Below are 26,719 nucleotides of genomic sequence, written 5' to 3'. Positions count from 1 at the left end.
CGAAACTGAGTATAAATTACAAGCAATGTTTGGAGTATTTGTCAGATTATTTTTGAACACAAGCGGGAGTGAGTCCGGCACTAACCTCTTAAAATTTTAAGATACTGAATCCATGGCCCCACGTCTGAGGAGTACTGGCTGGCCATCACCCGAGATATTTGAGACAGGTGGTTGAGGTCATGCACTGTCCATGTGGCGAGCAGCTGAGCGAGTGTGACTTCACCAAAGTCGGGGTGGCGCCCGGTTTTGGTCAAATCTTCCGCTGAGATGTTTTGTTTTCGGAGCGTAGTGAGGTTAGCGGCTCTTAGGGTTTTGAAGTCAGTCAACAAGTCATTGATTGATTTACCCTCGCTGGCTTTTTCTTGTGCAAAGCGGTCAAACGGTGTAAAGGTTTTGGACCCATCATTTGACAATATGATCAGCATCCGGGGTATCCAGTCCGTTTTTTCTCCATGGATGAGGTGCCCCAGTATGTCATAAGGGCTCCAGGTTCCAGGACCTTCGTTGGTCAGGATCCATTGTGAGGAAAGATCGTTCAGTAGGTGCTCAAGTATGACAGGTGTTCGTTCCAGTACTTCGGTGGCTTTTTTTAGATCAAACATGTTTTGAGGTCAATTTTGATAACAGTGATTATACACATTGCCTAAGAATATTTGGCCAGCTTGGTTTTCATGCGCACAATCGTTTGTGTTCTTTTTAGATAGTGATATCTTAGTGTTTTTTGCATCATTCCCTTCGGTCATATTTTTTAGCAAAATCTGTTTGAATCTATTCCGCCTGAGGGTTGGTGTGCGCTATTTCTTACGAACAATTTAATCAACCGTCCCGAAAAATGTCTTTGTTAATTATCCTTCTTTGTATTGTCATTCTGGTGCTATTAATCACCTGGGCCAGGCTTAATCCTTTTCTTGCTTTTATTATTGTATCCATTCTCACAGGCTTGCTTCTGGGTGTTCCGCTCCAGGAAGTGACCACCATTGTGGAGCAAGGGATAGGAGGAATGCTTGGAGGGCTTGTCATTGTGATCGTGTTGGGGGCGATGCTGGGTAAACTCGTGGCGGAAACAGGTGCGGCTCAGAAGATCACCAATGTGCTGATGAGTGTTTTTGGTGAAAAGAAGATTCAATGGGCACTGATGACCACCGGCTTTGTGGTGGGGATTCCACTTTTTTACAATGTGGGCTTTGTGCTGTTGGTGCCATTGATTTTCTCAGTGAGCTATCAGTTCAAAATCAAAGCAGTTTATATAGGGATTCCCATGCTGGCTGCCCTATCCGTCACGCATGGTTTTCTGCCACCCCACCCGTCACCTACGGCACTTGTAGGGCAGCTGAATGCCGACATGGGACTTACCCTTATTTATGGGTTTTGTCTGGCAGTGCCGGCCATTATACTCGCTGGCCCCGTATTTGCCAAGACACTTCGAAATATTGAGGCCAAACCACTCAAGACATTTCAGGCCGAGGCTAAGCCAGAGGATCAGTTGCCAGGTGCTTTTAATAGCTTCTTTTCCGCCCTTCTACCAGTATTTTTATTGGGCGGTGCTGCTTTGGTACAGCTCTTTTGGGCGCCCGCAGGATTGGCCGGGCAAATCATAGGGTTTATTGGAGATCCTTCCATTGTCATGATTCTGGCGCTGGCCTATGCCACCTATTCTATAGGACTTCAGCAAGGCTATGGTATGAAAGGTGTGATGGAGTTTTATACGGATGCCATCAAGGACATTTCGCCGATCCTATTGATCGTGGCTGGTGCCGGAGCACTCAAACAGGTTTTTGTGGTGAGTGGAGTAAGTATAGAATTGGTATCAGGGTTGCAAGATATGAACATTCATCCTTTGGTGCTTGGTTGGTTGATTGCGGCCATCATCAGGGTATGTATTGGGTCGGCCACAGTGGCGGGGCTTACTGCAGCGGGTATTCTGGCTCCTGTGATGGGCCAGGTGGATGTAGATCCTAATCTGATGGTTCTTTCTGTGGGCGCTGGTAGCTTACTTTTTTCGCATGTCAACGACAGTGGCTTTTGGATGTACAAAGAGTATTTCAATCTCAGCATTAAGGATACCATCAGGTCTTGGTCGGTCATGGAGACCATCGTGTCAGTGGTTGGATTGATTGGTGTAATGATCCTGGATTTGATCATTTGATTCAGTAGAGGAGTAGCATGTTTTGTAAAGCTTTATTTGATTAAATTTCACATCATTCATAACCACGCTTTTAGGTAATATGCTTTTTTTCCTTCGTAAAATCCGCCGAAATCTTATGGGAGACCTCTCTACTGACAAAACCGGTAGCAAAGTAAAAAGCTACCTGCTATATGCCATTGGTGAAATCATACTCGTCATTGTTGGAATTCTCGTTGCCATCCAGATTGATGGGCTTAATGAGGCTAGAAAAGAGCGGGATAGGGAAATTCATTACCTGAGCAACATCAAACAAGACTTGGTGAATAACATTGCACATATGGAAGCATTCCTGACTCAACGGAAAGCATGCATTATTTCAGCACAGAATGTAGTAGCTCATCTGGAAGGGAAGCCCATTGATGACTGGTATGCTTTCAATGAAGACTGCATCAGGATTTACGATTGGCGTAGGTTTTATCAAATTAACTACACTTTTGAAGAGCTTATGTACTCTGGGAATCTCACCATTATTTCCAACGACAGTATCAAATCCCTTTTGCTTAATCTAGAATCCTTATACAAACAGACAAAAGCTGAAGAAGATCACTTTCGCTTTGATTCTGAGGAGATCATATACAAACCTATTTACAGTATTATGGACCTGCATCCCACGCTGAAAATGCACATCGGCCAGGATGTGGAACTTTCCCGAGAGAATTACGGTACATTTTTCGTGGATACCAGGGTCAAAAACGGTTTTTTGATGGCTATTCTGGAGTTATCCAAAATGAATGGACAGCTGGAAGAAATGACGCAGATCACAGAGGATTTGCTCTCGATAATCAATAGAGAAATAGGAGAATGATGTCATTTATGCACCGGAGGTGCTCAATATCAATAGATAGACAGATAAATAAAACAGGTAGCTCCAGCGGAGCGACATGTTTATATGAGGATTTCGCAGCTACGCAGCTTTTATGTCCTGGACCTTATTGCTATGAATATTCAGCTCCTATGGAGCCAGTATTTAAATGGTAGAACCGAAGGGATTCTGCTCAACATTCGGTTAACCAAAAATCATGAACGACACCAGAGGTGTCAAATGTCAATAGCTACGTTTCATATAAAAGAGGCAGCTCCGTAGGAGCGATATGTTTTATGAGAATTTCGTAGCTAGTAGCTATGGGGGGCACCAGAGGTGCCCAATCTGAATAGATTAGGTTTCTGAATTTAAAACAAACAGCTCGGTAGGAGGGACATGTTTCGAAGAGGGTTTCGCAGCTACGCAGCTTGTATGTCCTGGACCATATTGCTATGGAGATTCGACTCCTATAGAGCCAGTATTTAGATAAGTAGAACCGAAAAGTTTTTTCTCCCCAATCCATCGACTAAATCATGAACGACACCAGAGGTGTCAAATGTCAATAGCTACGTTTCATATAAAAGAGGCAGCTCCGTAGGAGCGATATGTTTTATGAGAATTCCGTAGCTAGTAGCTATGGGGGGCACCAGAGGTGCCCAATCTGAATAGATAGGTTTCTAATTTAAAACAAACAGCTCCAGCGGAGCGACATGTTCCAGCAAGATATCTCTTTACACTCCATAAAATTGTTCTAGACTCACGTGAAGGGAAAGAAGATTTATTTAAAATGGAATATATTAGAAACTCATAAGTTATCTTGGCTCAATCAAAACACCGCATATGCCAACATTAATACTATCCTCCATTGTTTGTGAAATCCCCGAAGAATCTGACAAGGACGAGATCTATCTCATGCTTCAGGGCAAGAAAATTTGGCCACAGAATAAGAAATACCTCAAGATCGATGTGGACGAGATACTGCCCCTCGGACTGAAATTCAACATCAAAGGACCGGGAAGGATGAAGCTTGAGTTGTGGGAATATGACGTGACCAGCAAAAACGATCACCTGGGAAATTTTCATTTGGATTTCAAAAACCTTGATCCGGGAAATTACACCGAACTTCTCATGCGCAACGAGGCAGGTGCTCAGAAGGCCAGTTATTACCTCAACTGGGAGATCAGGGAGTGATTCTCGCATCTAAAAAAGGCAGATCACTCATTGCGAGGAGGCTACAAGTCCGAAGAAAAAATCTGTCTATATTGAATAGGTCGCGCAAGACCACAAGACGGTAGGGTTTCTTAGTGTTTAGTTTTTGAAGGGTGTCGAGCTGTTGATGATAAAAAGACCCTACTTTTAATCATCTCAATTATCGATGTTGGACATAAAGTAAGGTCATTCCAAAAATCTTGCTCATTAGCTTTTACAAATTGCTTAAGTTTTTCTACAAGCGTTATGTCTGCAATCTGGCTGATGTATTCAATAAGGGAGTATTTTTCTGCTTGAATATCCATGTCGATTGTCTTTTTTACAGAGTAACGATTTATAATTAAATTTTAATCTAGGAAATAGATAATATACCTCATAAATCCAACACAAACTTGTGCTCTTTTAGGGCCTGGTACACCTCCTGATCAAACTTATAGAGCTTGGCCGCACGGTGGGATACATTGTTTTGCTTTTCGCCCAGGTCTACGATGAGCTTCATACCCAGAATTTTTCGGCGGAAGTTGGGCTTGTCCAGTTTGATCTGCAGGATGGATTCATACAGATTTTGCAGCTGCAGTAGTGTAAACTTCTCCGGCAGGAGGTTGAACCCAATGGGCTCCTGCTTCACCCGGCTTTTGAGCTGATCCAGCGCATAGGTGAGGATTTCGTCATGGTCATAAGGCAGCTCTGGCACTTCATTCAGAGAAAACCACTGCACGTCTGAGGCGGTGTAGCCAGCCACCACATCATAGTCAGTGTCTTTAATCAATGTATAATAACCCACAGTCACCACCCGCTTGGTTGGGAAACGATCCACCGATCCGAAAGCCTTCAACTGCTCCAGAAATAGATTATTCACACCTGTGAGGAGATAAAGAATTCTGTTAGCTGCTGCATCCAGAGACTCCTCATAGGTGATCCACCCCCCGGGCAATGCCCACTTGCCTTTGCTAATCCCTTCTCCATGCTTGACCAGGAGCACTTTGAGTTCATCAGTGAATCCAAAGATCACACAGTCAATAGAAAGGTCTTCCATGATATGTTCTGCCATGTCGTGATTTTAAGCTTTTGCCAAAATAAAGATAAAATATTTTCCAATACTTATGGTCATTGTGACTATAAGCACTATCTTTATTTTCAAATTCATAGAAAATGTACTTTTTAGGTTTAGATATAGGAAGTTCTTCGATCAAGGCCGCTCTGGTAGATGGCGCCACGAACAAGCAAGTAGCCGTAGCTCAATATCCTGAAACAGAGATGGATATGATCAGTGAGCAGGTGGGCTGGGCTGAGCAGCAGCCGGATGTCTGGTGGAAAAATGCATGTGCCGCCACTCAAAAAGCATTGAATTCAGCACGAATCCATCCGATGGAGGTAGCGGGCATTGGTATTTCTTATCAGATGCATGGGCTGGTCCTCGTAGATAAAGATCACGAGGTGCTGAGGCCGGCCATTATCTGGTGCGACAGCCGTGCAGTGGAGATTGGGGAGGAGGCTTTTCAGGGTATTGGAGAAGAAAAGTGTCACAAGCATTTACTTAATGCGCCGGGTAATTTCACCGCGTCCAAGCTGAAATGGGTGCGCGAAAACGAACCCGAATTATATGCAAAGATTCACAAGATCCTCTTGCCGGGAGATTATATAGCACTGAAACTCACAGGGGAAACCACCACGACTGTTTCAGGTTTGTCCGAAGGTATTTTTTGGGACTTTCAAAATAACGAAGTGGCCGGATTTCTCATGGATCATTTAGGCTTTGATCAGGAGGTCATCCCCAGGATTGTCCCAACTTTTGGGGATCAGGGAAGGCTTTCGGTCACTGCAGCAAGGGAGATAGGTTTGAAGCCGGGCATTGGCATTGGTTATCGGGCTGGTGATCAGCCAAATAACGCGCTTGCTCTTGGGGTGATCAATCCCGGAGAAGTAGCAGCCACGGGAGGTACCTCTGGCGTGGTATATGGCGTGAAGGACAAGCCCGTGTATGACCTCAAATCACGGGTCAATAGTTTTGCCCATGTCAACCATACTTCTGAAGATCCACGAATAGGGGTACTACTTTGTATCAACGGAGCTGGCATTCAGTACCGTTATATCAAGCAGATGATGGCTGAGGAAGGACTGGGGTATACTGATATGGAGCGGGTAATGACCCGTGTACCTATCGGAGCTGACCAGCTACGGGTAATTCCTTTTGGGAATGGGGCAGAGCGGATTCTCAGCAACCGCAACATTGGTGCTCAGGTGAATAACCTACAATTCAACAGGCATAAGAAGGAGCACTTTTACAGAGCCGCTCTTGAGGGCGTGGCCTTTTCATTTATTTATGGTATCGAGATATTGAAAGAACTGGGTTTGGATATTACCAAGCTCAGGGTGGGCAATGACAACCTGTTTCAATCCGGTATTTTCAGTAAGACAATAGCCACCTTGGCCGATGCCCCTATAGAGATGGTAGAAACTACCGGAGCAGTGGGTGCCGCCAGAGGCGCTGCTTTTGCCCAAGGGCATTTTTCCAGCCTGGCAGAGGCGGTGAGTGGAGATGCCACAATAAATATTTATGAACCAACCACGAGTGAATATCAACAATACAGCAATGCTTATCAGGCTTGGGTAAGTGACTTAAAGAGACTTTTAAACGACTAGAAACATGAGCAAACAAATTATTTTAGGAGACAAGGAATACTTCAGCGGAATCGGCAAGATCGCTTTTGAAGGAAAGGAATCAGACAATCCCTTTGCTTTCAAATATTATGATGAAAACAGAGTAGTGGCAGGTAAAACCCTGAAGGAACACTTCCGGTTTGCAATTGCCTACTGGCACACCTTCTGCGGTACCGGTGGAGATCCATTTGGTCCTGGCACCAAAGATTTTCCATGGAGCACAGCAGGAGACGCTTACCGGCGCGCCAAAGATAAAATGGATGCTGGTTTTGAGTTTATCTCTAAAATCGGAGCACCATTCTATTGCTTCCATGATTTTGACCTGATAGAGGAGGGGGATACCCTGGCTGAGTCTGCCAAGCGACTTGATTTTATCACGGATTATGCCAAAGAAAAACAGGCCGCTGCCGGCACTAAGTTGCTTTGGGGTACGGCCAACTTGTTTTCCAATCCACGCTACATGAATGGAGCCGCAACCAATCCAAACTTTGAGGTGGTGGCCTATGCAGGAGCACAGGTGAAGAATGCACTGGACGCGACTATCAAACTCGGTGGAGAAAACTATGTATTCTGGGGGGGGAGAGAAGGCTACATGAGCCTGCTCAATACCAATGTGAAGAGTGAACTGGATCACCTGGCGCAGTTTCTGCATATGGCCAAAGACTATGCAAGAAGTCAGGGATTCAAAGGTAATTTCTTTATTGAACCTAAACCCATGGAGCCTACCAAGCATCAGTATGATTTCGATGCGGCTACTGTGCTGGGATTCCTCAGAGAGTATGATTTGTTGGCTGATTTCAAGCTGAATCTAGAAGTGAATCACGCTACGCTGGCACAGCATACCATGCAGCACGAGATGCAGATAGCAGCCAATGCCGGAGCACTGGGTAGTATGGACGCTAACAGAGGCGACTATCAGAATGGATGGGATACAGATCAGTTCCCGACTAACCTGAATGAACTCACTGAGATGATGCTGGTATTCCTGGAAGTAGGTGGACTACAGGGTGGAGGGATCAACTTCGATGCGAAGACCCGAAGAAACTCTACGGATCTGGCCGATATTTTCCATGCTCACATAGGAGGTATGGATGCTTTTGCCAGAGCACTGATTACAGCGGATGCCATTTTGACTCAGTCTGATTATAGCAAACTGAAAGCAGAGCGATATGCTTCTTTTGGTACTGCAGATGGCAAGGCCTTTGAAGGTGGAAAATTAAAACTGACAGATCTGGCGAAAATTGGCGCTGGCATGGATAACATTCCTTTGCAGAGTGGCAAGCAAGAGCTGTTTGAAAACATAATCAACCAATATATTTAAGAGGTTCACTTTTTGGTTTAGGTGAATTCCAAAGGGAAATGATTCGTTTCATTTCCCTTTTTTATGTTTGAAATATCCTGAATTTCAAATTCTCAGTCCAATGCGATAGCCCAGCCATAATTTTTGAGAATTCCTGGAACTAGACCTTTCCAATAGAGGGTTGATACCCACTAAGTCCATCGGGTTGAATCGGTCATTGATGCCATAGAAATAGAGGTAGTGAAGCACCGGGCCGGCATGGATAGACATGCGCTCTGTAATCTGCCCACCGAGCGAAATATTGAACCTACCATTGATTGGAACGCTGGTAATCTGCTGATTGGAAGGGAGGAGCGTGTGACCAGTTAATTCAACTCCCATATAGAGAAATTTGGCAATGTTTTGTTGACTTCCAAAGCCAAAACCTGAAGTCCAGAAATTCTTTTCATAGCTAATGCCAGAAGTGATGATGGTATAAAAATGTTTGACTCCAGACTTGAATGACATGTTAAATTCGGTGACATCATTATAGTCAATATCTAAAGCGATCACTTCACCTTTTGCCAGGTTGACCAGACCGAACATCGTTCCGGATTCCACTTTTTCGGCCATATTCACCAGGCCTACCTGTACTCCTTTTAATGTAGAAGCAGAATTGACGGTTCCCAATTGTAGGCCTTTGAGCGTGTCGCCCACATGGTTGTAGAGCAAGGTAGCTTGCATCCCCCGTAGGGAATGATGTGTGTAATTCATCACACTGCCAAGCTGTGCTCCTGTCAATTTTCCATGAGCATGATTGTAGCCGAGGGCCAGCTGGGCTCCACTGGTGTTGCTGGCCATATTGGCACCCAAGGCCATTTGAATACCCATAAGGGTATCCCTGGCCAAATTATAGCCCCATGACGCCTGCATACCTCTGACGTCTTCCGCTACATTCGCACCCATGGATGCCTGCAGACCACTGAGGTCTGCAGAGTAGTTGGCCGCGAGAGCCATTTGTACCCCCATTGCCGATCCAGAAACAGCATTGGCACCTAGAGCGGCCTGAAAGCCCTTCATTTCGGACTTACTCAGGTTGAATGCACCACCTATTTGAAGGCCCTCGATATCCCCGCCAGCAGTGTTGGCCAGACCAGCAATCTGAAGGCCTCTGACTTGTCCACGGTTTGCATTAAACATGCCCAATTCAACGCCATCAACCCCTCCGGCATAACCCGCCAGGATGTTCAAAGAGATGTGGTTGGTGACCTGACTGCTAACCTGACCATTAGTGCTCGCTCCTGGTACAAGGGAAAGTTGAGCCCAGCGGTCTTCTCCTGAAGGGATGTCTTCGGTATGTTTTTTTTCTCTTTTATCTATGAACAGACCTGCTGCTTGTTTTATGGAGTTGATGGTGATTTCTGTTTTATGAATAGGTTCTAAAAGCAGACTGAGGAAGTCGCTATAGGTTTTGTCTACTGTAATTACCGTGTCCTTATAATTTTCCTTACTAATGGCCAAAGTGATTTTGTCTCCGTCTGGCCTGGAGGCCAGGTGGTAAGACCCATCTTCGTTGGAAAGTGTGGCCGAAAGTCTACTCACTTCGTAAATTCTGGTATTGGCAAGTCTTTCTCCGGTTACTGCGTCGAGAACCTCACCATTGATGTGGATGGGGGTAGAGGTGCTTTCAGAGACATCTACCTGAATGATAATATAGCTGCCATGAACCTTGAAATTGAACCCGGCTCCTAAAATACCTTTGAGAATTGTTTCAATGGACTCTCTTTGGTAGGTGCTGTAAATCTCTTTTTTGGGTAACCTGTCTGGATTGTAAGAAACGTGGTATTGAGAATGTCTGGACAACATTTCCAGCGCCTCCATAGTAGTGGAACCATCGAAGGAAATGGTCAGTGTATCTTTCAGCGGATCAATCTGAGAATGGCCTGACAGAGAAAATAGTAAGAGCGCAATAAAGGTTAGTAATCGGTACATCCTTTTCCAGTTAAAATGTATTGTTGGTCGGTTTGCGAAATTTCAAGGTTCAGCGTAAGGGCAATCACGTCCAGAATGTTTTCAAGCGTGTCATTGTTAAAGGTCACACTCAGGCTGCAATCGCTTAATTTTTCGCTTCCAAGCTTGATTTGAGTTGCGTAAGCTTCTTCAATGGTTCGGATGACTTCAGGGAGTTTTTCGCCGGAGAAGCGAAGGGATTTTGTTCTCCAGAATTGCTCCAGTCCAACTGAAGATGTTTTTTGGGCGGGTGACAAAGTTTCAGTAGTGTTGCTGAATGTGGCTTTCTCTCCCTGGACGATCAGGACAGATTCGTTTCCCCGAGTGAATTGTACGGTGCCTGTTTCTACGATTACGGTTACGCTTTTGTCATCCACTTTAACATTGAAAGAGGTACCCAACACTCTGATTTGAGTGGGGCCTGCCTCGATGATGAATGGCTGATTGGGGTTGGGAGTGATTTCAAAAAAAGCTTCTCCACTGAGTGCTACCCTTCGTTCCTCGGTACTGAAGGAACCGGGGTAAGTGAGCTGACTGGCCTCATTGAGAGCCACGACAGAGCCATCCTCCAATTGTATGTTGCCTACTGTGGAATGAGTAGTATAAGTTTTTTGTGGATCTTGCAAGAAACGTACGAGGTATCCAACACCGACCATCACTAAAATGATCGCCGCTATTTTGAGAAGGGTGTAAGTACCATTGGTTGGTGAGACAGGTTTTTGTGCCAGCACTTTTTGCCAGGCTGCATCAATGTCTCGTTTTTTATAGTCTGTGTTTGGGGTGCTGATTGCTCCTGTATCAGCCCACAGAATATGAAGCTCTCTTAAAAGCTCCTTGTTTTCCACAGAAGTATTGGTCCAATGCATCAGGACAAGTTCTTCCTCTTTTGAGGCAAGCCCTGAGAAATGCCGGATTAGTAGCTCCGTGGAAATATGATCTGGAAGTTTTGTATTCATCCTTTCTTAGTTGACACGTTACTCAAAATCTACCCCCATTCACCATCCACAAAAAAATTAAGATCAGAAAATCTTTGAGTTCGTTCCTCAATGATTTCAGCGCTTTACTCATCTGATTTTCTACTGTTTTAATAGATAAATGGAGGTGATCAGCTATTTCCTGATATTTTTTACCCTCGTATCGACTCAGGTTGAAAATCTGTCTGCATTTGGTTGGCAGCTTATTTAGTGCTGCTTCAATCGCCTCCTTCAGCTCTTCGAGTTCAAGGAAATCAATATTACTTGCATTTGGGTGAGTGATCTGGTGATGAGTGGCATGCGAGGCTTTGACCTTCTCATGTCGCAAATGATTAAGACATCTATTGCGCACAGACCCCATGAGGTAGGATTTGACAGAAGTGTTGATATCAATGGTTGTTTGGCTCCAGAGCGTCACAAAAAGCTGCTGCACGATTTCTTCAGCATCGTCTTCATTGGAGATGTAGCTCAGTGCAAAATGTACCAGTTCGTCGTAGTGAGTCCTGAAGAGAGATTCGAAAACCTGGTCATCACTGATATGGACAATTTGTTTGGAGCTAGGATTCAACGGTTAGGTGTGGATATACCCAAAAGTATAAAATGAAAGGGTATTGTTTGTAAGTATGTGCTATCGAGACGTACGTCTTGATCTAAACATTCAGCGAAAAGTCCCTTTTGGACTCTGAGGCGTACTTTTCCTTGTTGAACTGATAGAGGTATGAGCCTTTTTTACTGGAGGTCATGTCTTTCTCTTCCAGTTTGGTCAGCACATCCAGTTGATTGATTTTTTTGACAAAATTTCGCTTGTCCAACTCCTGATCCAAAATAGCCTCATAGAGCTTTTGTAGCTGCCGCATGGTGAATTTTTCAGGCAGCAGTTCAAATCCAATGGGCTGAACGGAGGTTTTGTATCGCAGGAGATTGATGGCTGTAGTGACCATGTCGCCATGATCAAATATGAGTTTAGGCGCTTTGTTGAGGCTGAACCACTCAGCTGAGTGTTGTCGGGAGAGCTCTTTATTGTGGTCTTCTATTTTGATCAGCGCATAATAGGCAATGGAAATCGTTCGTTCCACAGGGTCTCTGTCTGGCTGACTGAATGTTCGCACCTGATCCATATAGACGTCTCGTAGACCAGTGAGGCTGTGGAGTATCCTGTTGGCGGCCTGTGAGGCGGTTTCATCCTCACGAAGAAAGCCACCCATGAGTGACCATTTCCCCTTTTCGGGCTCCAGATTTCTTTTGATCAAAAGCAGCTTGAGTTCTTCATCGTCAAAGCCAAAGATGATACAGTCTACTGCCACAAGCAGTCTTTTTTGGTTTTGATAAGTGGTGATCATGGCTGTGATTAAATCTATTATTTGTAAATAAGGTGCAGAAATCTCGTGTGCACTCTTTCATCGCAGGTTAAAATGCGTAATTAAAGGCAAGTTTCCAAAGGTGAAGATAATGCACCTGGGCAGAAGGCTGAGAAACGGATGGTTTGAATTCCAGCGCTCTCGGGTTTGATCGGCTAACGGTGGCTCTTCTTGGGGGTATGAAAATTGCGTAACTTGTGGGAATTATGCGTACTCATCTGACTTTTTTTAGTGCAATAATAGGCCTCTCTGCGCTGGTAGCCTGCAAAACCGACAAAAAGGAGGAGCCCAATCCCCAGACTCCAGAGGAGGTGGTCTTTGCGGTTGAGACCGGAGAGAGCCAACTGCCTTACCTCATCATCGATACCAAAGGTGTGGACATCAAAAATGAGCCTAAAATCCCAGCTGAGCTGAAGATCTATGTGGAAAAGGCCGCAGTGCAGAGTGCACACATCGGCATTGAATATAGAGGGTCTACCTCTTTCCGGTTGTCGGACAAGAAGTCTTTTGGAATAGAGACCTGGGCCGAGGATGGTAGCGATACCGAAGTGAGTTTTTTTGGGTTTCCAGAAGAAGAAGACTGGATACTTATGGGGCATGTGGTCAATGAAGGGCAAGGATATATTTTTGACCGTACACTCATGTATCATCAGTTTGGGTATCGGCTTTTTGAGGCGATGGGCCGATATGCCAGTCGCACGGAGTTTGTGGAGCTACAGATAGACGATGACTACAAAGGGGTCTATGTGTTCATGGAAAAACTCAAACGAGACAAGAATCGAATAGACATTAAAAAACTTGAGCCAGGAGATGTGCTGGCTGATGACATTACAGGTGGGTATATTTTGAAAATTGATAAGACGGCAGGTGGGGACCTGAACATCAACCAGCCGCTGGAATACTTTGAAAACAACTGGGAGGATGATGCCCGGTACACTGAGGATATCAGCTTTCGTTCGGACTATGACATCTATGGACAGCCTATTGAATTTGACCCATATGGGCAGCCGTACCATGCTGATATGTACCTGGAAACCTATTTTCTGTATGAGTATCCAAAGGCTACCGAGATTACCGCTACTCAGAAAAATTACATTCAAGCGTATATCAGTGATTTTGAGACGGCCCTTTTGACGGATGACTTTTCTACAGAAGAGCGGACCTATACCGATTTTGTTGATCTGTCAAGTTTTGTGGATTTTTTCCTACTGAATGAGGTAGTACGGAACGTAGATGCTTACCGGCTCAGTACCTATCTGCACAAAGACCGTGGCGGTAGGTTAAACATGGGCCCGGTTTGGGACCTGAACATTGGCTATGACAATGGTGGGCGGGTACCCATAGATGGGTGGGTGATGAATTACAATCAGTATGTGGAGTCCGACGCCTGGATGGTGCCCTTCTGGTGGCCAAGACTTATGGAAGACCCCAAGTTTAGGACGGCTGTCAAGATCAGGTGGAACAGCCTGCGGGGAGGGATCATGAGCACTGCATCTCTCAAGGCGATGGTTGATGCCACTGCCAGCTATCTGATAGAGAATGGTGCTGTAGATCGCAACTATGATCGATGGGGGAAGGCCATCGGGGTGGATTATGACGCAAGTATCGCCAGCCTCAAGACCTATTTGGAGGAGCGCACCCAGTGGATGGATGGTCAGATTTCGGCTTTTTGAGTGCCCAATACTGAGCACCACTTCTCATTTCAAAATTCCTTCAGAAATAGCCCGTATTTTTGATCCCAATGAAACTACTTGTCATAGAGGATCATGATCAACTTAGCGCCAATATTCGCACCTATCTCCACGGGGAGGGCTATGTGTGTGAAGTGGCAGGCAGCTACCAGCAGGCCGTGGAGAAACTTTATGCCTATCAGTATGATCTGGTGGCACTAGACCTCATGCTGCCTGATGGCAATGGTCTGGACCTGCTTCGAACCATCAAGGAAAACTGGCCTCAGATCTGCGTGCTGATTATTTCCGCTAAAAATGCCCTTGATGACAAAATTAAGGGCCTCGATCTGGGAGCAGATGACTACCTGGCCAAGCCCTTCCATCTGGCTGAACTCAACGCCCGCCTGAGGGCGATTTTTCGAAGAAAAAACCAGCAGGGGGATGACAAAATCCAGTTTGAAGACATGGAACTTAACACTCAGACCTTTGAGGTAGTGGTGGGAGGACAGGTGCTTGACCTCACCCGTAAAGAGTTTGAACTGATCCAGTATCTCCTGCTCAATCAAAATCGTGTGCTCACCAAGCAGTCCATCGCAGAGCACCTTTGGGGGGACTATATGGACACCGCCGATTCTTTCGACTTTGTATATCAGCACATCAAAAATCTACGTAAGAAAGTCGCTGAAGCAGGAGGTACCGATTACATTCATACCGTCTACGGCGTGGGTTATAAATTCAAAAAAGGATGAAACTCGTTGTTAAAATCACCCTGTATTTTGTCCTCATCTCCTCTATTGTATTCCTCATTGGAGCGGTATTTAGCTACAATGCTATAAGCCGTGAGATTGACATAGAGGAGCGGCTTTTTCTCAAAGAAAGACTCCAGTCAGTCGTAGGGTTTCTGGAACACAGAAATCCAACCCACGAAATTTCACGGGATAAGATGGTCATCACACCGCTCGATGAATTGGTGAGCGATAGCGAAATTGTATTTACCGATACCCTCGTCACACACTCAACCCTCAATAGGATAGAGCCGCATCTGAAGCTGGATGTCATTCGACAGGTCAATGGGAGGGCCTATAAAATTATGCTCTATGATCTCATCATAGAAGAAGACGATATCGAGGATGCCGTACGTGAATCAATGGTGAAAACCTACCTGATGTTGCTGCTGGTTTCGCTCGTTCTTAGTCTCATTGCTTCCTACTATGTATTCAGGCCCTTTCAGTTTACACTGGCTGCTATCCGGGATTTCTCTATCAAGCAGACCAATACACCAAAACTTCCCATTTCGTCCACAGCGGAGTTTAAAAAACTCAACCAGTTCATTGACGAAATGATGCAAAAAGCTCAAAGGGATTATCGCTCGCTGAAGGAGTTTTCGGAAAATGCTTCACATGAAATACAGACACCCATTTCTATAGTTCAAGGCAAGCTGGAGTTGCTCATGGAGTCATCCGAGCTCCGCGAAGATCAGATGGAGCTCATCTCCTCAGCACAGAATGCGCTGAAGCGACTGAGTAAGATGAGCAATTCACTCTCACTCCTCACTAAGATCGAAAATAAGGAATTTTCGGATTTTGCACCTGTCAATGTTTCTAAGCTTTTGTCGGAGTTGCTATTTGATTTCAAAGAGCTAATAGAGCTGAAACAGATTACGCTCACCATAGATGTGGAGCCTGATGTGGAGGTCTCTGGCAATGCTACGCTACTGGGTATTCTGATGACGAATCTGCTGAACAATGCTGTAAGACATAATCGTACCGGCGGCAGCCTCCGTATCGAGCTTACCTCCACCGGTCTGGACATCACCAACACGGGCGAACCTCTCCAGGGCAATGCGCAGGATTATTTCATGCGATTCAAAAAGGGGTCAGAAAATCCTGATTCCTCCGGGCTGGGGCTATCTATTGTTCAGCAGATCTGTTCAGAACATCAATTCTCTGTTATTTATCAAACTTCTGCCGAACAACATCACCTCTCGGTACGTTGGGAAAGTAGAAATTAGATGTAGCTACACAAAAATCAGATTTCCTTCAGAATTCAAACAAATTTCAATCAGAGTGTGCAGGTAGTTTTGCATTCTCTAATAGACTTATGATACGAAACACTTACACTTTTTTATTCATTTTTCTTTTTGGCATCACCCTTCATGGGGCATCACCTATCGAGGAGGCACCTTCTATCAGAGGACAGGTGATTGATGCAGGTACAGGCCAGCCTTTAGAGTTTGCCACGGTGAGTGTGGTGCGTGCGGACGACAAGAGCCTGATCACTGGGAGTATTACAGATGCCGAAGGTCGGTTTAGCCTGGCAGTGGAGCCTGGTGAGTATGTGGTGAAAATTCAGTTTGTTACCTTCGAAACGAAAGAGATTTCGGTCATTGTGGGACAAGGCAACCGCAATCCCGACCTGGGAACCATCAGCATGAAGCCATCGGTGAGTGAACTGGATGAAGTGGTGGTTTCAGGAGAGCGCACTCAGATGCAGCTCAGCCTCGATAAGAAAGTGTATAACGTGGGTAAAGACCTGAGTTCGTTAGGAGGATCCGCCTCTGATATTTTGGGAAATTTGCCGTCTGTCACTGTGGATGTGGAGGGCAACGTGGAGCTCCGTGGGAGCTCCAGTGTGAAGGTACTCATAGACGGCAAACCCTCAGGACTCGTGGGGTTGTCCAGTACAGATGCTTTGCGTCAGCTTCAGGGCAATATGATCGAGCGCGTGGAGATCATCACCAATCCTTCTGCCCGGTATGATGCCGAGGGGATGGCGGGTATCATCAATATCATTTTGAAAAAGGACAAAGGAAACGGTCTCAATGGAAGTTTTCAGGTGAATACCGGCTATCCACACAATCATGGAGCCTCCGCCAATGTTAATTTTAGAAAAAAATGGGTCAATCTGTTTCTGAACTATGGAGTAAACTACAACAAAGCGCCAGGCTTGGGAGGTGCCAGTCAGCAGTATATGCTGCCAGATACTTCCTATACGACTGACCTGAGTCGTCAGCACATCCGGGGTGGGATATCCAATAACGTGAGGTTCGGAGCGGATTTTTACCTCAACGATTACAGTACGATTACCACCTCTTTTCTCTATCGCTACTCTGATGAACTCAATGATTCGGAACTTGAGTACAAAGATTATGATGGCAACGAACAACTCATAGACTATACACGCCGGGAAGACACCGAAACGGAGGGTGATGAGAACCTTGAGTATGCAGTCAACTATACCCGCACCTTTCAGCGTCAGGGCCAAAAACTCACGGCAGACTTTCAGTATCAAAATAACAATGAACTGGAGAAGTCCGACATTGTACAGTATCAGGGAGCTACCATGGCCGAAAGTGTCCCCGAACTTTTTCAAAAAGTGCGCAACGATGAGGGCGAGAAGCGTTTGATGCTTCAGTCGGATTATATCCAGCCATTTGGTCAGAAGGGCAAGGTAGAAGCTGGATTCCGGAGTACTTTCAGAGAAGTGAAAAATATCTATAACGTACAAGAGAAGAATGACCCCTCCGAGGCGTATGTTCCCCTGGATACCTTCAGCACGGACTTTGCCTACAATGAGGATGTACATGCTTTTTATGGTATCGTGAGCAACGAATTGGATAAAATATCCTGGCAGTTGGGGCTTAGAAGTGAGACCACCAGCATCAATACGGTGTTTCAGGAAACAGGCAAGCAGCGAAACTGGCAGTATACCAACCTTTTCCCAAGTGCTTTTTTTACCTATAAGCTCAAAGGTGAAAACCAATTGCAGTTGAGCTACAGCCGTAGGATCAACAGGCCCAGGTTCAGAGAGTTGAATCCGTTTAGCTCCTTTACGGACAATCGTAATTTCCGCATAGGAAACCCTGAGCTTCAGCCCGAATTTACTGATTCATACGAAACCGGATTTCTTCAGAACCTGAAGGCTTCATCTATTTACTACGGGGTGTATTACCGACATACTACTCAGCTGATTCGTAGAGTGAGCCTTGCTCCAAACGAGAGTGGAGAACGGGTGCAGATTCCATACAATATTGGCGAAAGTGATGCACTAGGGATGGAAATCAATGCGGCCCATGAGTTTACCAGTTGGTATCGTGTGAGTGGTAATTTCAACTTTTATCATCAGCAGATTACCGGTACGGTGGGAGACACCATCAATCTGGGAGCACGCACTACCACCTTCAGTACAAGGGTAAGCAACAACTTCAAGATACCTAAGCTTTTTGATGCTCAGGTGAATGTGAACTATCAGGCGCCGCAGAATCAGTCGCAGGGGAGAAGGCTCTCCGTGACGGTGGTCGATGTGGGGCTGACCAGAGATATCTGGAAAAATAACGGGACCATTTCCCTCAGTGCGAGAGACCTCTTCAATTCACGAAAGTGGAGGTCGATCACGGATATACCCACTTTCTACGAGGAGTCCACCTGGCAGTGGCGGAAGGGCCCCACTTTTGTGCTCACCGCTACTTATCGCCTTAATCAGAAGAAGCAAAGACCTGAGCGCGGTGCAGGCCGGGACGAGTTTGAAGGTGATGGAGGTTTTTGATCCCCAGAAAAATATAGTTAGTTAGGTTGATTGGTAGAAGCCGGCTCATACAATGAGTCGGTTTTTTTTGTTTTGATCATATCATTTACAACTATGAAAGAAACCTTTTACATTTGCTGACGTATTTCATTTACAATCATGAATGATATGAAAGAAGAAAAGGTACAGATTGGAGAGTTTGAAGAACTGGTGCTGCTGGTGACGGCCATCCTTCATGAAGATGCCTATGGGGTCAGAGTGATGGACGAGATTGGAGCGCAGACGGGCAGGAAGGTGAATATCAGCGGAGTACACACTGCCCTCGATAGATTGGAGAAAAAAGGCTACCTCAGCTCATACATGGGAGGCGCCACAGCCGAGCGAGGGGGTCGTAGTAAGCGATATTTCAAAGTGACTAATCTTGGGGTACAGGTATTGGAAATCAATCGAAGGGTGAGAAATACTCTTTACGATCAAATACCCAAAGTTTTGCTGGAAACCCGATGACATCTGCCAATCCACCGAAACTGCCCTTCAGAATACTGAGATGGTTCTGCAAGCCCTGGTATGCCGAAGTGATAGAGGGTGACCTGCTGGAGCTTTATCATAGACAGGTGGCCACACATCCAACCAAGGCCAGACTAGCTGCCTACATGAATGTGATTCGTTTTTTCAGGTGGCGATACATCAAAGATTTAGAAGATTTTCAACCTAATACACCTTTTGGTATGTTCAAAACTTATTTCAAAGTGACCATGCGGAGCATGGGTAAAAACAAGGTGCAGACTACATTGAATATTTTGGGTCTTTCAATGGCCATAGCGGCATGTCTCCTCATTCTGATCCACATCAAGTATCAGTTTGCTTTCGATAAGCACCTTCCACAGTTGGAGAATATCTACCGTGTGACATTAAATGAGCGTGGAGGGAACACCCCGGCATTGCTGGTGAAGCAGATGCAGGCTGACTATCCTGAAGTACTAAATGGAACCAGGATTTCGGGGCCTCTGGAAAGTGTGATCTCACTCCAGGGCCGCTACATCAGGCAAGGAGGTGGGATCTACGCGGATTCTACTTTTTTCGATCTGTTTCCTGCTACCTTCCTGGCGGGCAGGAGCGGTCAGGTACTCAGTGGCCCCAGGGATGTAGTGCTTACAAAAAGAGTGTCCGATAAACTTTTCCCTAATGGAGAAGTGGTAGGAGAGGAGATTAATGTAGATGGGGATGATTATAGAATTACGGCTGTCATAGAAAATCCACCAGCGACCAGTTCCATTCCCTATGAATTTATCTTGTCCATGCCACGTGAGTCATGGGTGACCAATGGTTGGTGGACTGGGAATAATTTTTATTCTTATTTGCTTGTTGATCCTAATGCTAACATTGATCAACTGGAGGGTAAGTTTCCTGATTTCGTCCAGCGATACATTGGCCCGGAGATTCTGGGGTTTTATGATGCCTACGCTACCCTTGAAGATTACTTCGCCGAAGGTCACCAGTATTCCTTTGGGCTTGTCCCGATGAAGGACATTCACCTGCATCACCCGCGACTTTCCCTGGGTACAGGGGCAGACTATCAGAGCATACTCACTTTTGGAGGGGTGGCGGTATTTATCCTGCTTATCGCCTGCATTAACTATGTGAATATGGCCACTGCGCGCTCTTCTCTCAGGGCTAAGGAGATCGGTATGAGAAAGGTGATGGGTTCTGTGAAAAGCCTTATTGCTCAGCAGTTTCTTCTTGAGTCATTTGTGATTACATTCATCGCCATGGTGGCCGGGCTCGTGCTGGCGTTGGTTTGCCTCCCATATTTCAACCAGGTGAGTCTGGGAAGCTATGGTATCTTGGACATTGTGAACCTGCAGAATGCCCTTTGGTTTTTCCTCATTTTGATCGCTACCAGTTTGCTTTCCGGGATTTATCCAGCGCTCTACCTGGCGTCTTTTCGTCCCATTGCAGCTTTGAAAGGAGAGACGGTGAAGGGAGGAGGTAGCCGGATGCGCTCAGGGTTGGTAATTTTTCAGTTTTCTATCTCGTTGTTACTCATGGTGGGCACCTACATTGTATATCAGCAGATTTCGCTGATGAGCAATAGAAAACTGGGCCTGGCTACAGAACAGACCTATGTCATCAGAGATGCTCGTAAGATAGCTGGGGACTTTGGAGCTTTTAAGAATCAACTACTCAGCCAGGCGACCATCAGTCAGGTGGGGCTGGCCAATGGATACCCTTCGGGGGGTATGGCTGATTGGAACTATACCTCAGTGGATGAAGACCAAATTCAACTGAGTCCTAATAATATCTTCGTTTCCAGCGAGATTCTGGAGGTATGGGGCTTGAAACTCCAAAGTGGTAGATTTTTTAGCGCGAACCTGGGTACCGATACCATGAATATTGTTGTCAATGAAACGCTGGTGAAAACCCTGGGGTGGGAGGAACCTCTCGGCAAAATGTTGGGTAGAAGTGAAGGGCATTTCAAAATCATCGGCGTAGTGGAGGACTTTGCTCTGGGCTCGGCGAAAAGCGGAAACGCACCAGTAGTGTTTCGGTATATGAATGATGGCGTATTTGATATCTTCGGGGGAGATTATCTGATGGTGAAAATAGATGGTAATTTAAGAGACGCTTTGGAACACATTGAGGCCACATGGGATCGTTTCTTACCCAATTACCCTCTGGATGGTCGATTTATGGATGATTCATTCCAGGCTCTGTACGATGGAGAGCGAAGGTTTGGCTTGTTGTTTTCCGGATTTTCGGTTCTCGCCATTGTCATTGCCTCTATTGGATTGTTTACGCTATCGGCATTTGTGCTGGAGCGCAAGCGCAAGGAAATAGCGATCAGAAAGGTCCTTGGAGCCAGAGTGGGTCAAATCTTTGTGAGGATAATAGCCTACTTCGGACGCCTTATCATCGCCAGTACATTTATTGCTGTGCCGGTTGCGTTCTACCTGGGGCATGATTGGCTTGATAATTATGAGGAACGCATCGATTTGAGTAGTATGATTTTCGTGATCCCTTTGGCATTACTGGCCCTGATTTCGCTGGTCACTGTAGCCCTACAGACCTACAGGATGGCAGCTAATAACCCATTGGATTCTTTAAAGGAAGAGTAGAATAATGTCGTGTTGATGAGGGGTAAGTGTTCCAACTTTAACGGTTATGGGAGTATCTCGGGTGTGTGTCGACAAATGAGTACCATTTAGCGATAAAAATGAGTCTTTTATGGTCAAGTGAGGTACTTTTACGGGATTAGTCCATAGTAATTAGTCCAACCCATGACCTTGAATGTGAGGGCGTTATGCGCCTTATTTTTTATAACATTATGTCTGACTTCCTATGCGCAATGCCCAACGGGAAATGTGACAGGTGATGTAACCATCAATAGCAATTGTAACATTGCTGCAGGAGCCAACTATACCATTACCGGAAACCTTACACTGAATGCCAATCTAACATTGGGTGCAGGAGCTAAACTCACGGTGACAGGTACACTCAATAATAGCTATGTTGGTTCGGCCACTACCCGAACCATTTCTGGCGGGACTGTAGAGGTAGGCACAGCCACCATCGGAGATAATTATACCCTGAACCTAAGTGGTACTACACTGAATGTGACTAACGGCTATACCGGTGGTTATCACGGTGGGCTCACCATGACCAATGCCGTTTTGGATATTGGCACATCATTTTCAGAGGGGTTCCAGCAGGGTACCATCACACTCAATAACTCTGATATTTCCACCGGAACTACTTTTGCCACTTCCGGAGGAGGCACACAGTTGTCACTGACAAATGGATCGTCCATCGATGCAGGGACTTCCTTCAGTTTTACCGGTGGCAGCGGACGCACACTCACCGTGAACAACTCTTCCATCAACTCAGGCACTAACTTCACGATTGGGGAGCAATCTGGCTCCAACATTACCAATGGCTCATCTCTTGTAGTCGGAGGTAATTTCTTAAATGACAATGGTGCCGATATGATCCTGGATAATTCTACGATCACGCTCACATCAGGAAACTTTATGAATGACTTCCAGGCTACTATTTTGGCCCAAAATGGGAGTGATATCACCCTCTCAAATGGTAACATGAATACGGAGGATCAGTCTAGTCTGATCATCGATGCCAGCGATGTGTACATCAACGGAGATATGAACAATGACTTTCACGCACAGCTGACGGTAAGAAATAACGGAACGCTCACCGTGACGGGTGACTTTAACAACGGGTTACAACCCAATGGTGATCCTGCAGACCAGGGTTATGTAGATGTGGATGGTGGTTCTGTCTCGATTGGCGGCAACTTGAATAACTCCGCTGGGAGTTCGATTGATATAGACGGAGGAGGGTCGTTTGCTGTAGCCGGAAATGTTACAAATGGCAACGAGTCTACACCAGCTTCTATCACGGTTCCTGACGGCACATTCTCCTATGGAGGCACTATGTCCGATCCTCATAGCGGGGTTTCGGCATCCTCAGGAGATTCGGAGTGTGCAGATGGTTGCTGTGGATCTGGTTGCGCAGCATTGCCCGTGTCATTGATCACTTTTGACGCCCTGCAGGAGGACGATCAGGTGCTTCTGAGTTGGAGTACTGCCACGGAAAAAGACAATGATTACTTCACTTTGGAGCGCTCTACAGACGGGCGTACTTTTCAACCCATCGCTCAGGTTTCAGGAAATGGTACCTCCAAAGTAATTCAACATTATTCATTCATAGATTACCTGGGTTTTGTTTCCTCCTCCACTTCCGTCTATTATCGCCTTTCGCAAACGGACTATGATGGAACTTTTGAATGGCTCCGCGTAATTGATCTGGGACAAAGTGCACAGGTGAATAGGATCCAGGCATTTCCAAATCCGGCCTGGCAAGGGGATGAACTTCAGATAGAGGGTGTAACGGCCGATATGTCGTGGGAAATATACGCTTTATCCGGTGGGCTGATGGCCAGAGGTTCATTTATTTCAGGCAACAGAATAGATACGCAACACTACAAGCCAGGGACATACCTCTTGAAAAGTTTCAGCGGATCAGCCAGCACCACTGCTAAAATCATCATCCGATAACAGAGAGCCATATTGGGTAATTTTTATACTTAATATACCCTGTTTGATTCAGTTCCGTTAGGTAAAAGACCCCCTGCGTATAACACGCAAAAATGTGCGTAATTCGCCCAATTGCGTGTTTATCAATATGTTATGAATAAAATATAACCCTATTTTAAGGTGTAGTTCTTAGCTATGGACTAAAAAAAAACCACCTTATGATCATCAAAATAGGCTTACTCACCATCTCATATTTAGCACTTACCGGAGTGTTATGGGCACAATGCCCTACTTCTGGTACTATTAGCAGCAATTGTACCACCATTGGGAACCTGACCATTTCCGGCACTACGCTCAATGTGGATCCGGGAGTCACGGTGACCGTGATGGGTACACTCAAAGTAGAATCCGGAGGTACGCTCAACGGCACTGGAGCTACCTTTAATGTGTGGACACTAGCCGATGGGGCCGGATCCACCAACACCTACAATGGCGGCACCTATAATGTATCTACTAGTTTTTCAACCGCCAATGGTGGAGATTTTGCCATGTATAATAGCAATGTAGTACTCAGCATGGGGACAGTGAGTATCTCAGGAGACGATGTAGTACTGGAGAACTCTACATTTACAGGCGTATCCTCATGGACCACCAGCGTGACCAGCATGGCCATGACAGGGACAGATATAACCACCTCCGGGAGTTTGCAACTCGAGAATGCTACCATCACCGACGCGGTGCTGGATGTGGGAACGAGTATTTCCTTGAAAAACACTACAGTTACTAACAGTATCGTGAATTCAGGAGGGAAAATGACCATTGAAAATGGTAGCGTGGTTTTTGACAATAGCACCCTGGATCTTGGTACTTCCAATTTGATGTCATTTGGGACCACTGCACTGGATTTCAATGGCAATGGTGTGCTCACGATGAATAACAATACTCAGGTGGATATTAAAGGGGATATTGTGAATAATGAATGGTACATAGACAACTCACATGTTCGCGCCACAGGCAATTTTGACAATGCAGGGAATGAGATTTTAGTGGTAAGAAACAATGGCACTTTTAATCTGCTTCGCAATTTCGACAATCGTGGAAATAGTGATGTTTCCGCAGATAGTGGAGGGTTCATTGATGTAGGTGGAAATTTTGATAATAGGAATGGTGGTGCTGTGGATGTGAATGGTGGTACTCTGGTGGTTGGAGGTACTTTCACTGGCAACACACCAACGGGAGATACTGGCGATTGCTCCGGTGGGAGTGGAGGATGTTGCGGGAGTTCCTGCAATCCGCTTCCTGTGAGTCTGTTGTTGTTTGAAGGAGTGGAGCGAGCAGGAAAGGTTGTACTTAGTTGGGAGACCGTCTCTGAACTCAACAACAGCCACTTTACCCTGGAGCGATCAAGGGATGGACAGACTTTTGAGGAAATAATAAAAGTGGAAGGAGCCGGATCCTGCAAAGAAATGCGTAGGTATGAAGTGACTGATGAACAAGGACACAATGCCTGGACGGTCACCTATTACAGGCTTTCACAGACCGACTATGATGGAACTCATGAAGTGCTCAAAGTCATTGCCTTGGGGTCCACCGCTTTTTCTTCGGAAATCAAAACTTATCCGAATCCTGCTTTTTCAGAATCGATATTTGCCGTAGACGGAGCCACCGCAGATATGTCCTGGGGACTGTATACCATCAGCGGACTTCAGATAAGCACGGGCAATTTCAGTGTGGAGCAGAAGATTAGCACAGCCGGAATGAAGCCGGGTACCTATTTACTCAAAGTGCAGAATTTAAATGGATATTCCACCAAAAGACTCGCTATTCAATAACCTTTTCAGATTAGGTCTGTGACATGAGAGATCTGACCCTGGTACTTTTCCATGGTCACACCAAACTTACTCAGGAAATCCACTCCTTCATCCTGCTCTATTCCTTTGTGAGCAGCATAAGAGTTGAGGTAGATGACTTTTACGATACCGGCGGTATAGATGATCCGGGCACAGGCCAGACAAGGTGAAAGTGTCACATAAAGGGTGGAACCCTCTACTGTTGCCTTATTCTTCACAGCATAAAGTATGGCATTTTGCTCGGCATGAATCGCCAGAGAGCAGCCACCTTTTGAATCTCGGGGGCAACCTGTTTCAGGATATTCTTCATCACAGTTATGCGTGCCTGCAGGAGGGCCATTGTAGCCTATAGAGATGATGCGGGTGTCTTTGGTAAGTACTGCCCCTACATGTCTTTTGATACAATGACTTTTTTTGGCAAGGTTTACTGCCAGTTCCATGAAGATGTCGTCAAACGCTGGTCTGTCCATACTGCTAATCTAGTGACAACTCGCATTAGGTGTTCAAGGATTTAACCTTTTTTGAAATCAGACGGAAAAAGGTAACGTTTTCTTACCTAAAATATTTGATGAATACCGTTGATACATATCACCACTGATCATGTTTTTCAACAGCATTTAGAGGCTTTTAGGTAGTAATTTCATGCTTATATCAGATGATTGGTATTTGCGCTACTAAATAAGAAAACTGTTTGGGATAACCCACAGCAACACAGGATCTGGCCTGGTTATTCGATTGATCTGATCACTCCGGATAGCACCCAGCAAACCCCGCTCAAGGCGGGGTTTTTTATGGTTATAGGACTGCTGGCGCTTGCTGATCATTGAGGGGGCACGGATCAAGCAATACTTGTGTGGGATATCACTAAATGGTTATATTTTGCAAAACTGAAATAATCCACTGTAGATCCAGAAAAGTAAGGGCACAAGGCGGGTGGGGCATCCAAGCCTTGCCCGGCCGGGACAAGTGTGAATCATTTTGACTTCAGAAGGTCTTTAAAAAAGTCCATAAACGATGAGTCAAAATGATTTTTTGCGTGCGACCGGCTAGGTTGGTGCCATTTGGTTGGAGCACCAAATTGTTTTCTTTGCCTACGCGGCCCGGGGCAAGCAAAGAAAATGAAGGGTAAGTGGCCAATCAGTTGGA

Annotated in this window: 21 protein-coding genes; 13 read left to right on the top strand and 8 right to left on the bottom strand. The window is 45.6% G+C overall.

The features are described 5' to 3' along the window. Nucleotides 1-80 precede the first annotated feature (80 nt). On the bottom strand, nucleotides 81-602 hold the full coding sequence (locus tag GV030_RS17130; RefSeq protein ID WP_159584576.1) for a DinB family protein: 522 nt from the start codon (nucleotides 600-602) through the stop codon (nucleotides 81-83). Between the two features lie 230 nt (nucleotides 603-832). Between GV030_RS17130 and GV030_RS17125 the strand changes: the two genes are divergently transcribed. The 3 genes from GV030_RS17125 to GV030_RS17115 all read left to right on the top strand — a co-directional run bounded on the left by GV030_RS17125 (nucleotide 833) and on the right by GV030_RS17115 (nucleotide 4,178). Next, nucleotides 833-2,146 (top strand): gluconate:H+ symporter, encoded by a 1,314-nt coding sequence (locus GV030_RS17125; RefSeq protein ID WP_159584574.1) that lies wholly within the window; start codon nucleotides 833-835, stop codon nucleotides 2,144-2,146. Nucleotides 2,147-2,261: 115 nt separating this feature from the next. Then, nucleotides 2,262-2,990, top strand: a complete 729-nt coding sequence (locus GV030_RS17120) for a DUF6090 family protein (RefSeq protein WP_159584572.1) — start codon at nucleotides 2,262-2,264, stop codon at nucleotides 2,988-2,990. An 837-nt stretch (nucleotides 2,991-3,827) separates the two neighbouring features. Beyond that, nucleotides 3,828-4,178 (top strand): hypothetical protein, encoded by a 351-nt coding sequence (locus GV030_RS17115; protein ID WP_159584570.1) that lies wholly within the window; start codon nucleotides 3,828-3,830, stop codon nucleotides 4,176-4,178. A gap of 110 nt (nucleotides 4,179-4,288) precedes the next feature. On the opposite strand, the gene GV030_RS17110 is transcribed toward GV030_RS17115, so the two are convergent. Further along, the gene (locus GV030_RS17110) at nucleotides 4,289-4,501 is read right to left on the bottom strand and encodes a hypothetical protein (protein ID WP_159584568.1); all 213 of its coding nucleotides are present in this window, start codon (nucleotides 4,499-4,501) and stop codon (nucleotides 4,289-4,291) included. A 68-nt stretch (nucleotides 4,502-4,569) separates the two neighbouring features. Continuing rightward, entirely contained in the window at nucleotides 4,570-5,247 is a 678-nt protein-coding gene (locus GV030_RS17105; protein ID WP_159584566.1) for an NUDIX domain-containing protein, read from the bottom strand. Between the two features lie 101 nt (nucleotides 5,248-5,348). Here GV030_RS17105 and GV030_RS17100 point away from each other — a divergent pair, with 101 nt between their 5' ends. Beyond that, complete coding sequence (locus GV030_RS17100) at nucleotides 5,349-6,839, top strand: xylulokinase (protein ID WP_159584564.1); 1,491 nt, start codon at nucleotides 5,349-5,351, stop codon at nucleotides 6,837-6,839. Nucleotides 6,840-6,843: 4 nt separating this feature from the next. Continuing rightward, complete coding sequence (gene xylA / locus GV030_RS17095; protein ID WP_159584562.1) at nucleotides 6,844-8,178, top strand: xylose isomerase; 1,335 nt, start codon at nucleotides 6,844-6,846, stop codon at nucleotides 8,176-8,178. An 84-nt stretch (nucleotides 8,179-8,262) separates the two neighbouring features. Here the strand turns inward: xylA and GV030_RS17090 are convergent, their stop codons facing one another. The 4 genes from GV030_RS17090 to GV030_RS17075 all read right to left on the bottom strand — a co-directional run bounded on the left by GV030_RS17090 (nucleotide 8,263) and on the right by GV030_RS17075 (nucleotide 12,424). After that, the gene (locus tag GV030_RS17090) at nucleotides 8,263-10,128 is read right to left on the bottom strand and encodes an LA_2272 family surface repeat-containing protein (RefSeq protein ID WP_159584560.1); all 1,866 of its coding nucleotides are present in this window, start codon (nucleotides 10,126-10,128) and stop codon (nucleotides 8,263-8,265) included. Next, on the bottom strand, nucleotides 10,113-11,102 hold the full coding sequence (locus GV030_RS17085) for a FecR family protein (protein WP_159584558.1): 990 nt from the start codon (nucleotides 11,100-11,102) through the stop codon (nucleotides 10,113-10,115). Before GV030_RS17085 ends, GV030_RS17090 begins: the two co-directional genes overlap by 16 nt. Before the next feature lie 22 nt (nucleotides 11,103-11,124). Continuing rightward, entirely contained in the window at nucleotides 11,125-11,688 is a 564-nt protein-coding gene (locus tag GV030_RS17080; RefSeq protein WP_255465517.1) for an RNA polymerase sigma-70 factor, read from the bottom strand. 82 nt (nucleotides 11,689-11,770) lie between these two features. Then, nucleotides 11,771-12,424, bottom strand: coding sequence for an NUDIX domain-containing protein (locus GV030_RS17075; RefSeq protein WP_370519077.1), 654 nt, complete (start codon nucleotides 12,422-12,424; stop codon nucleotides 11,771-11,773). Between the two features lie 260 nt (nucleotides 12,425-12,684). On the opposite strand from GV030_RS17075, the gene GV030_RS17070 reads away from it, so the two are divergent. The 8 genes from GV030_RS17070 (at nucleotide 12,685) to GV030_RS17035 (ending at nucleotide 25,555) form a co-directional block, all read left to right on the top strand. Continuing rightward, nucleotides 12,685-14,151: a CotH kinase family protein gene (locus GV030_RS17070; RefSeq protein WP_159584554.1), complete on the top strand. Its 1,467-nt coding sequence runs from the start codon at nucleotides 12,685-12,687 to the stop codon at nucleotides 14,149-14,151. 68 nt (nucleotides 14,152-14,219) lie between these two features. Next, on the top strand, nucleotides 14,220-14,897 hold the full coding sequence (locus GV030_RS17065; RefSeq protein WP_159584552.1) for a response regulator transcription factor: 678 nt from the start codon (nucleotides 14,220-14,222) through the stop codon (nucleotides 14,895-14,897). After that, nucleotides 14,894-16,159, top strand: coding sequence for a HAMP domain-containing sensor histidine kinase (locus tag GV030_RS17060; RefSeq protein ID WP_159584550.1), 1,266 nt, complete (start codon nucleotides 14,894-14,896; stop codon nucleotides 16,157-16,159). The genes GV030_RS17065 and GV030_RS17060 overlap by 4 nt, the downstream gene beginning before the upstream one ends. A gap of 89 nt (nucleotides 16,160-16,248) precedes the next feature. Further along, on the top strand, nucleotides 16,249-18,693 hold the full coding sequence (locus GV030_RS17055; protein ID WP_159584548.1) for a TonB-dependent receptor domain-containing protein: 2,445 nt from the start codon (nucleotides 16,249-16,251) through the stop codon (nucleotides 18,691-18,693). 147 nt (nucleotides 18,694-18,840) lie between these two features. Continuing rightward, nucleotides 18,841-19,179: a PadR family transcriptional regulator gene (locus GV030_RS17050; RefSeq protein WP_159584546.1), complete on the top strand. Its 339-nt coding sequence runs from the start codon at nucleotides 18,841-18,843 to the stop codon at nucleotides 19,177-19,179. Beyond that, on the top strand, nucleotides 19,176-21,788 hold the full coding sequence (locus GV030_RS17045) for an ABC transporter permease (protein ID WP_159584544.1): 2,613 nt from the start codon (nucleotides 19,176-19,178) through the stop codon (nucleotides 21,786-21,788). Before GV030_RS17050 ends, GV030_RS17045 begins: the two co-directional genes overlap by 4 nt. A 246-nt stretch (nucleotides 21,789-22,034) precedes the next feature. Then, on the top strand, nucleotides 22,035-23,744 hold the full coding sequence (locus GV030_RS17040; protein WP_159584542.1) for a T9SS type A sorting domain-containing protein: 1,710 nt from the start codon (nucleotides 22,035-22,037) through the stop codon (nucleotides 23,742-23,744). 197 nt (nucleotides 23,745-23,941) lie between these two features. Continuing rightward, nucleotides 23,942-25,555: a T9SS type A sorting domain-containing protein gene (locus GV030_RS17035; protein WP_159584540.1), complete on the top strand. Its 1,614-nt coding sequence runs from the start codon at nucleotides 23,942-23,944 to the stop codon at nucleotides 25,553-25,555. 5 nt (nucleotides 25,556-25,560) lie between these two features. Here the strand turns inward: GV030_RS17035 and GV030_RS17030 are convergent, their stop codons facing one another. After that, nucleotides 25,561-26,043, bottom strand: a complete 483-nt coding sequence (locus GV030_RS17030) for a dCMP deaminase family protein (protein ID WP_159584538.1) — start codon at nucleotides 26,041-26,043, stop codon at nucleotides 25,561-25,563. Between the last annotated feature and the right edge of the window lie 676 nt (nucleotides 26,044-26,719).

Origin of the sequence: Marinoscillum sp. 108 (genome assembly GCF_902506655.1) — a bacterium.
GTDB lineage: Bacteria > Bacteroidota > Bacteroidia > Cytophagales > Cyclobacteriaceae > Marinoscillum > Marinoscillum luteum.
The sequence above is the reverse complement of the archived record's forward strand: the minus strand, read 5'-3'. Positions and strand labels throughout refer to the sequence as shown.

Coding starts and splice junctions, on each gene's coding strand:
- GV030_RS17130 (WP_159584576.1), bottom strand. CDS start 602: ATGTTTGATCTAAAAAAAGCCACCGAAGTACTGGAACGAACACCTGTC.
- GV030_RS17125 (WP_159584574.1), top strand. CDS start 833: ATGTCTTTGTTAATTATCCTTCTTTGTATTGTCATTCTGGTGCTATTA.
- GV030_RS17120 (WP_159584572.1), top strand. CDS start 2,262: ATGGGAGACCTCTCTACTGACAAAACCGGTAGCAAAGTAAAAAGCTAC.
- GV030_RS17115 (WP_159584570.1), top strand. CDS start 3,828: ATGCCAACATTAATACTATCCTCCATTGTTTGTGAAATCCCCGAAGAA.
- GV030_RS17110 (WP_159584568.1), bottom strand. CDS start 4,501: ATGGATATTCAAGCAGAAAAATACTCCCTTATTGAATACATCAGCCAG.
- GV030_RS17105 (WP_159584566.1), bottom strand. CDS start 5,247: ATGGCAGAACATATCATGGAAGACCTTTCTATTGACTGTGTGATCTTT.
- GV030_RS17100 (WP_159584564.1), top strand. CDS start 5,349: ATGTACTTTTTAGGTTTAGATATAGGAAGTTCTTCGATCAAGGCCGCT.
- xylA (WP_159584562.1), top strand. CDS start 6,844: ATGAGCAAACAAATTATTTTAGGAGACAAGGAATACTTCAGCGGAATC.
- GV030_RS17090 (WP_159584560.1), bottom strand. CDS start 10,128: ATGTACCGATTACTAACCTTTATTGCGCTCTTACTATTTTCTCTGTCA.
- GV030_RS17085 (WP_159584558.1), bottom strand. CDS start 11,102: ATGAATACAAAACTTCCAGATCATATTTCCACGGAGCTACTAATCCGG.
- GV030_RS17070 (WP_159584554.1), top strand. CDS start 12,685: ATGCGTACTCATCTGACTTTTTTTAGTGCAATAATAGGCCTCTCTGCG.
- GV030_RS17065 (WP_159584552.1), top strand. CDS start 14,220: ATGAAACTACTTGTCATAGAGGATCATGATCAACTTAGCGCCAATATT.
- GV030_RS17060 (WP_159584550.1), top strand. CDS start 14,894: ATGAAACTCGTTGTTAAAATCACCCTGTATTTTGTCCTCATCTCCTCT.
- GV030_RS17055 (WP_159584548.1), top strand. CDS start 16,249: ATGATACGAAACACTTACACTTTTTTATTCATTTTTCTTTTTGGCATC.
- GV030_RS17050 (WP_159584546.1), top strand. CDS start 18,841: ATGAAAGAAGAAAAGGTACAGATTGGAGAGTTTGAAGAACTGGTGCTG.
- GV030_RS17045 (WP_159584544.1), top strand. CDS start 19,176: ATGACATCTGCCAATCCACCGAAACTGCCCTTCAGAATACTGAGATGG.
- GV030_RS17035 (WP_159584540.1), top strand. CDS start 23,942: ATGATCATCAAAATAGGCTTACTCACCATCTCATATTTAGCACTTACC.
- GV030_RS17030 (WP_159584538.1), bottom strand. CDS start 26,043: ATGGACAGACCAGCGTTTGACGACATCTTCATGGAACTGGCAGTAAAC.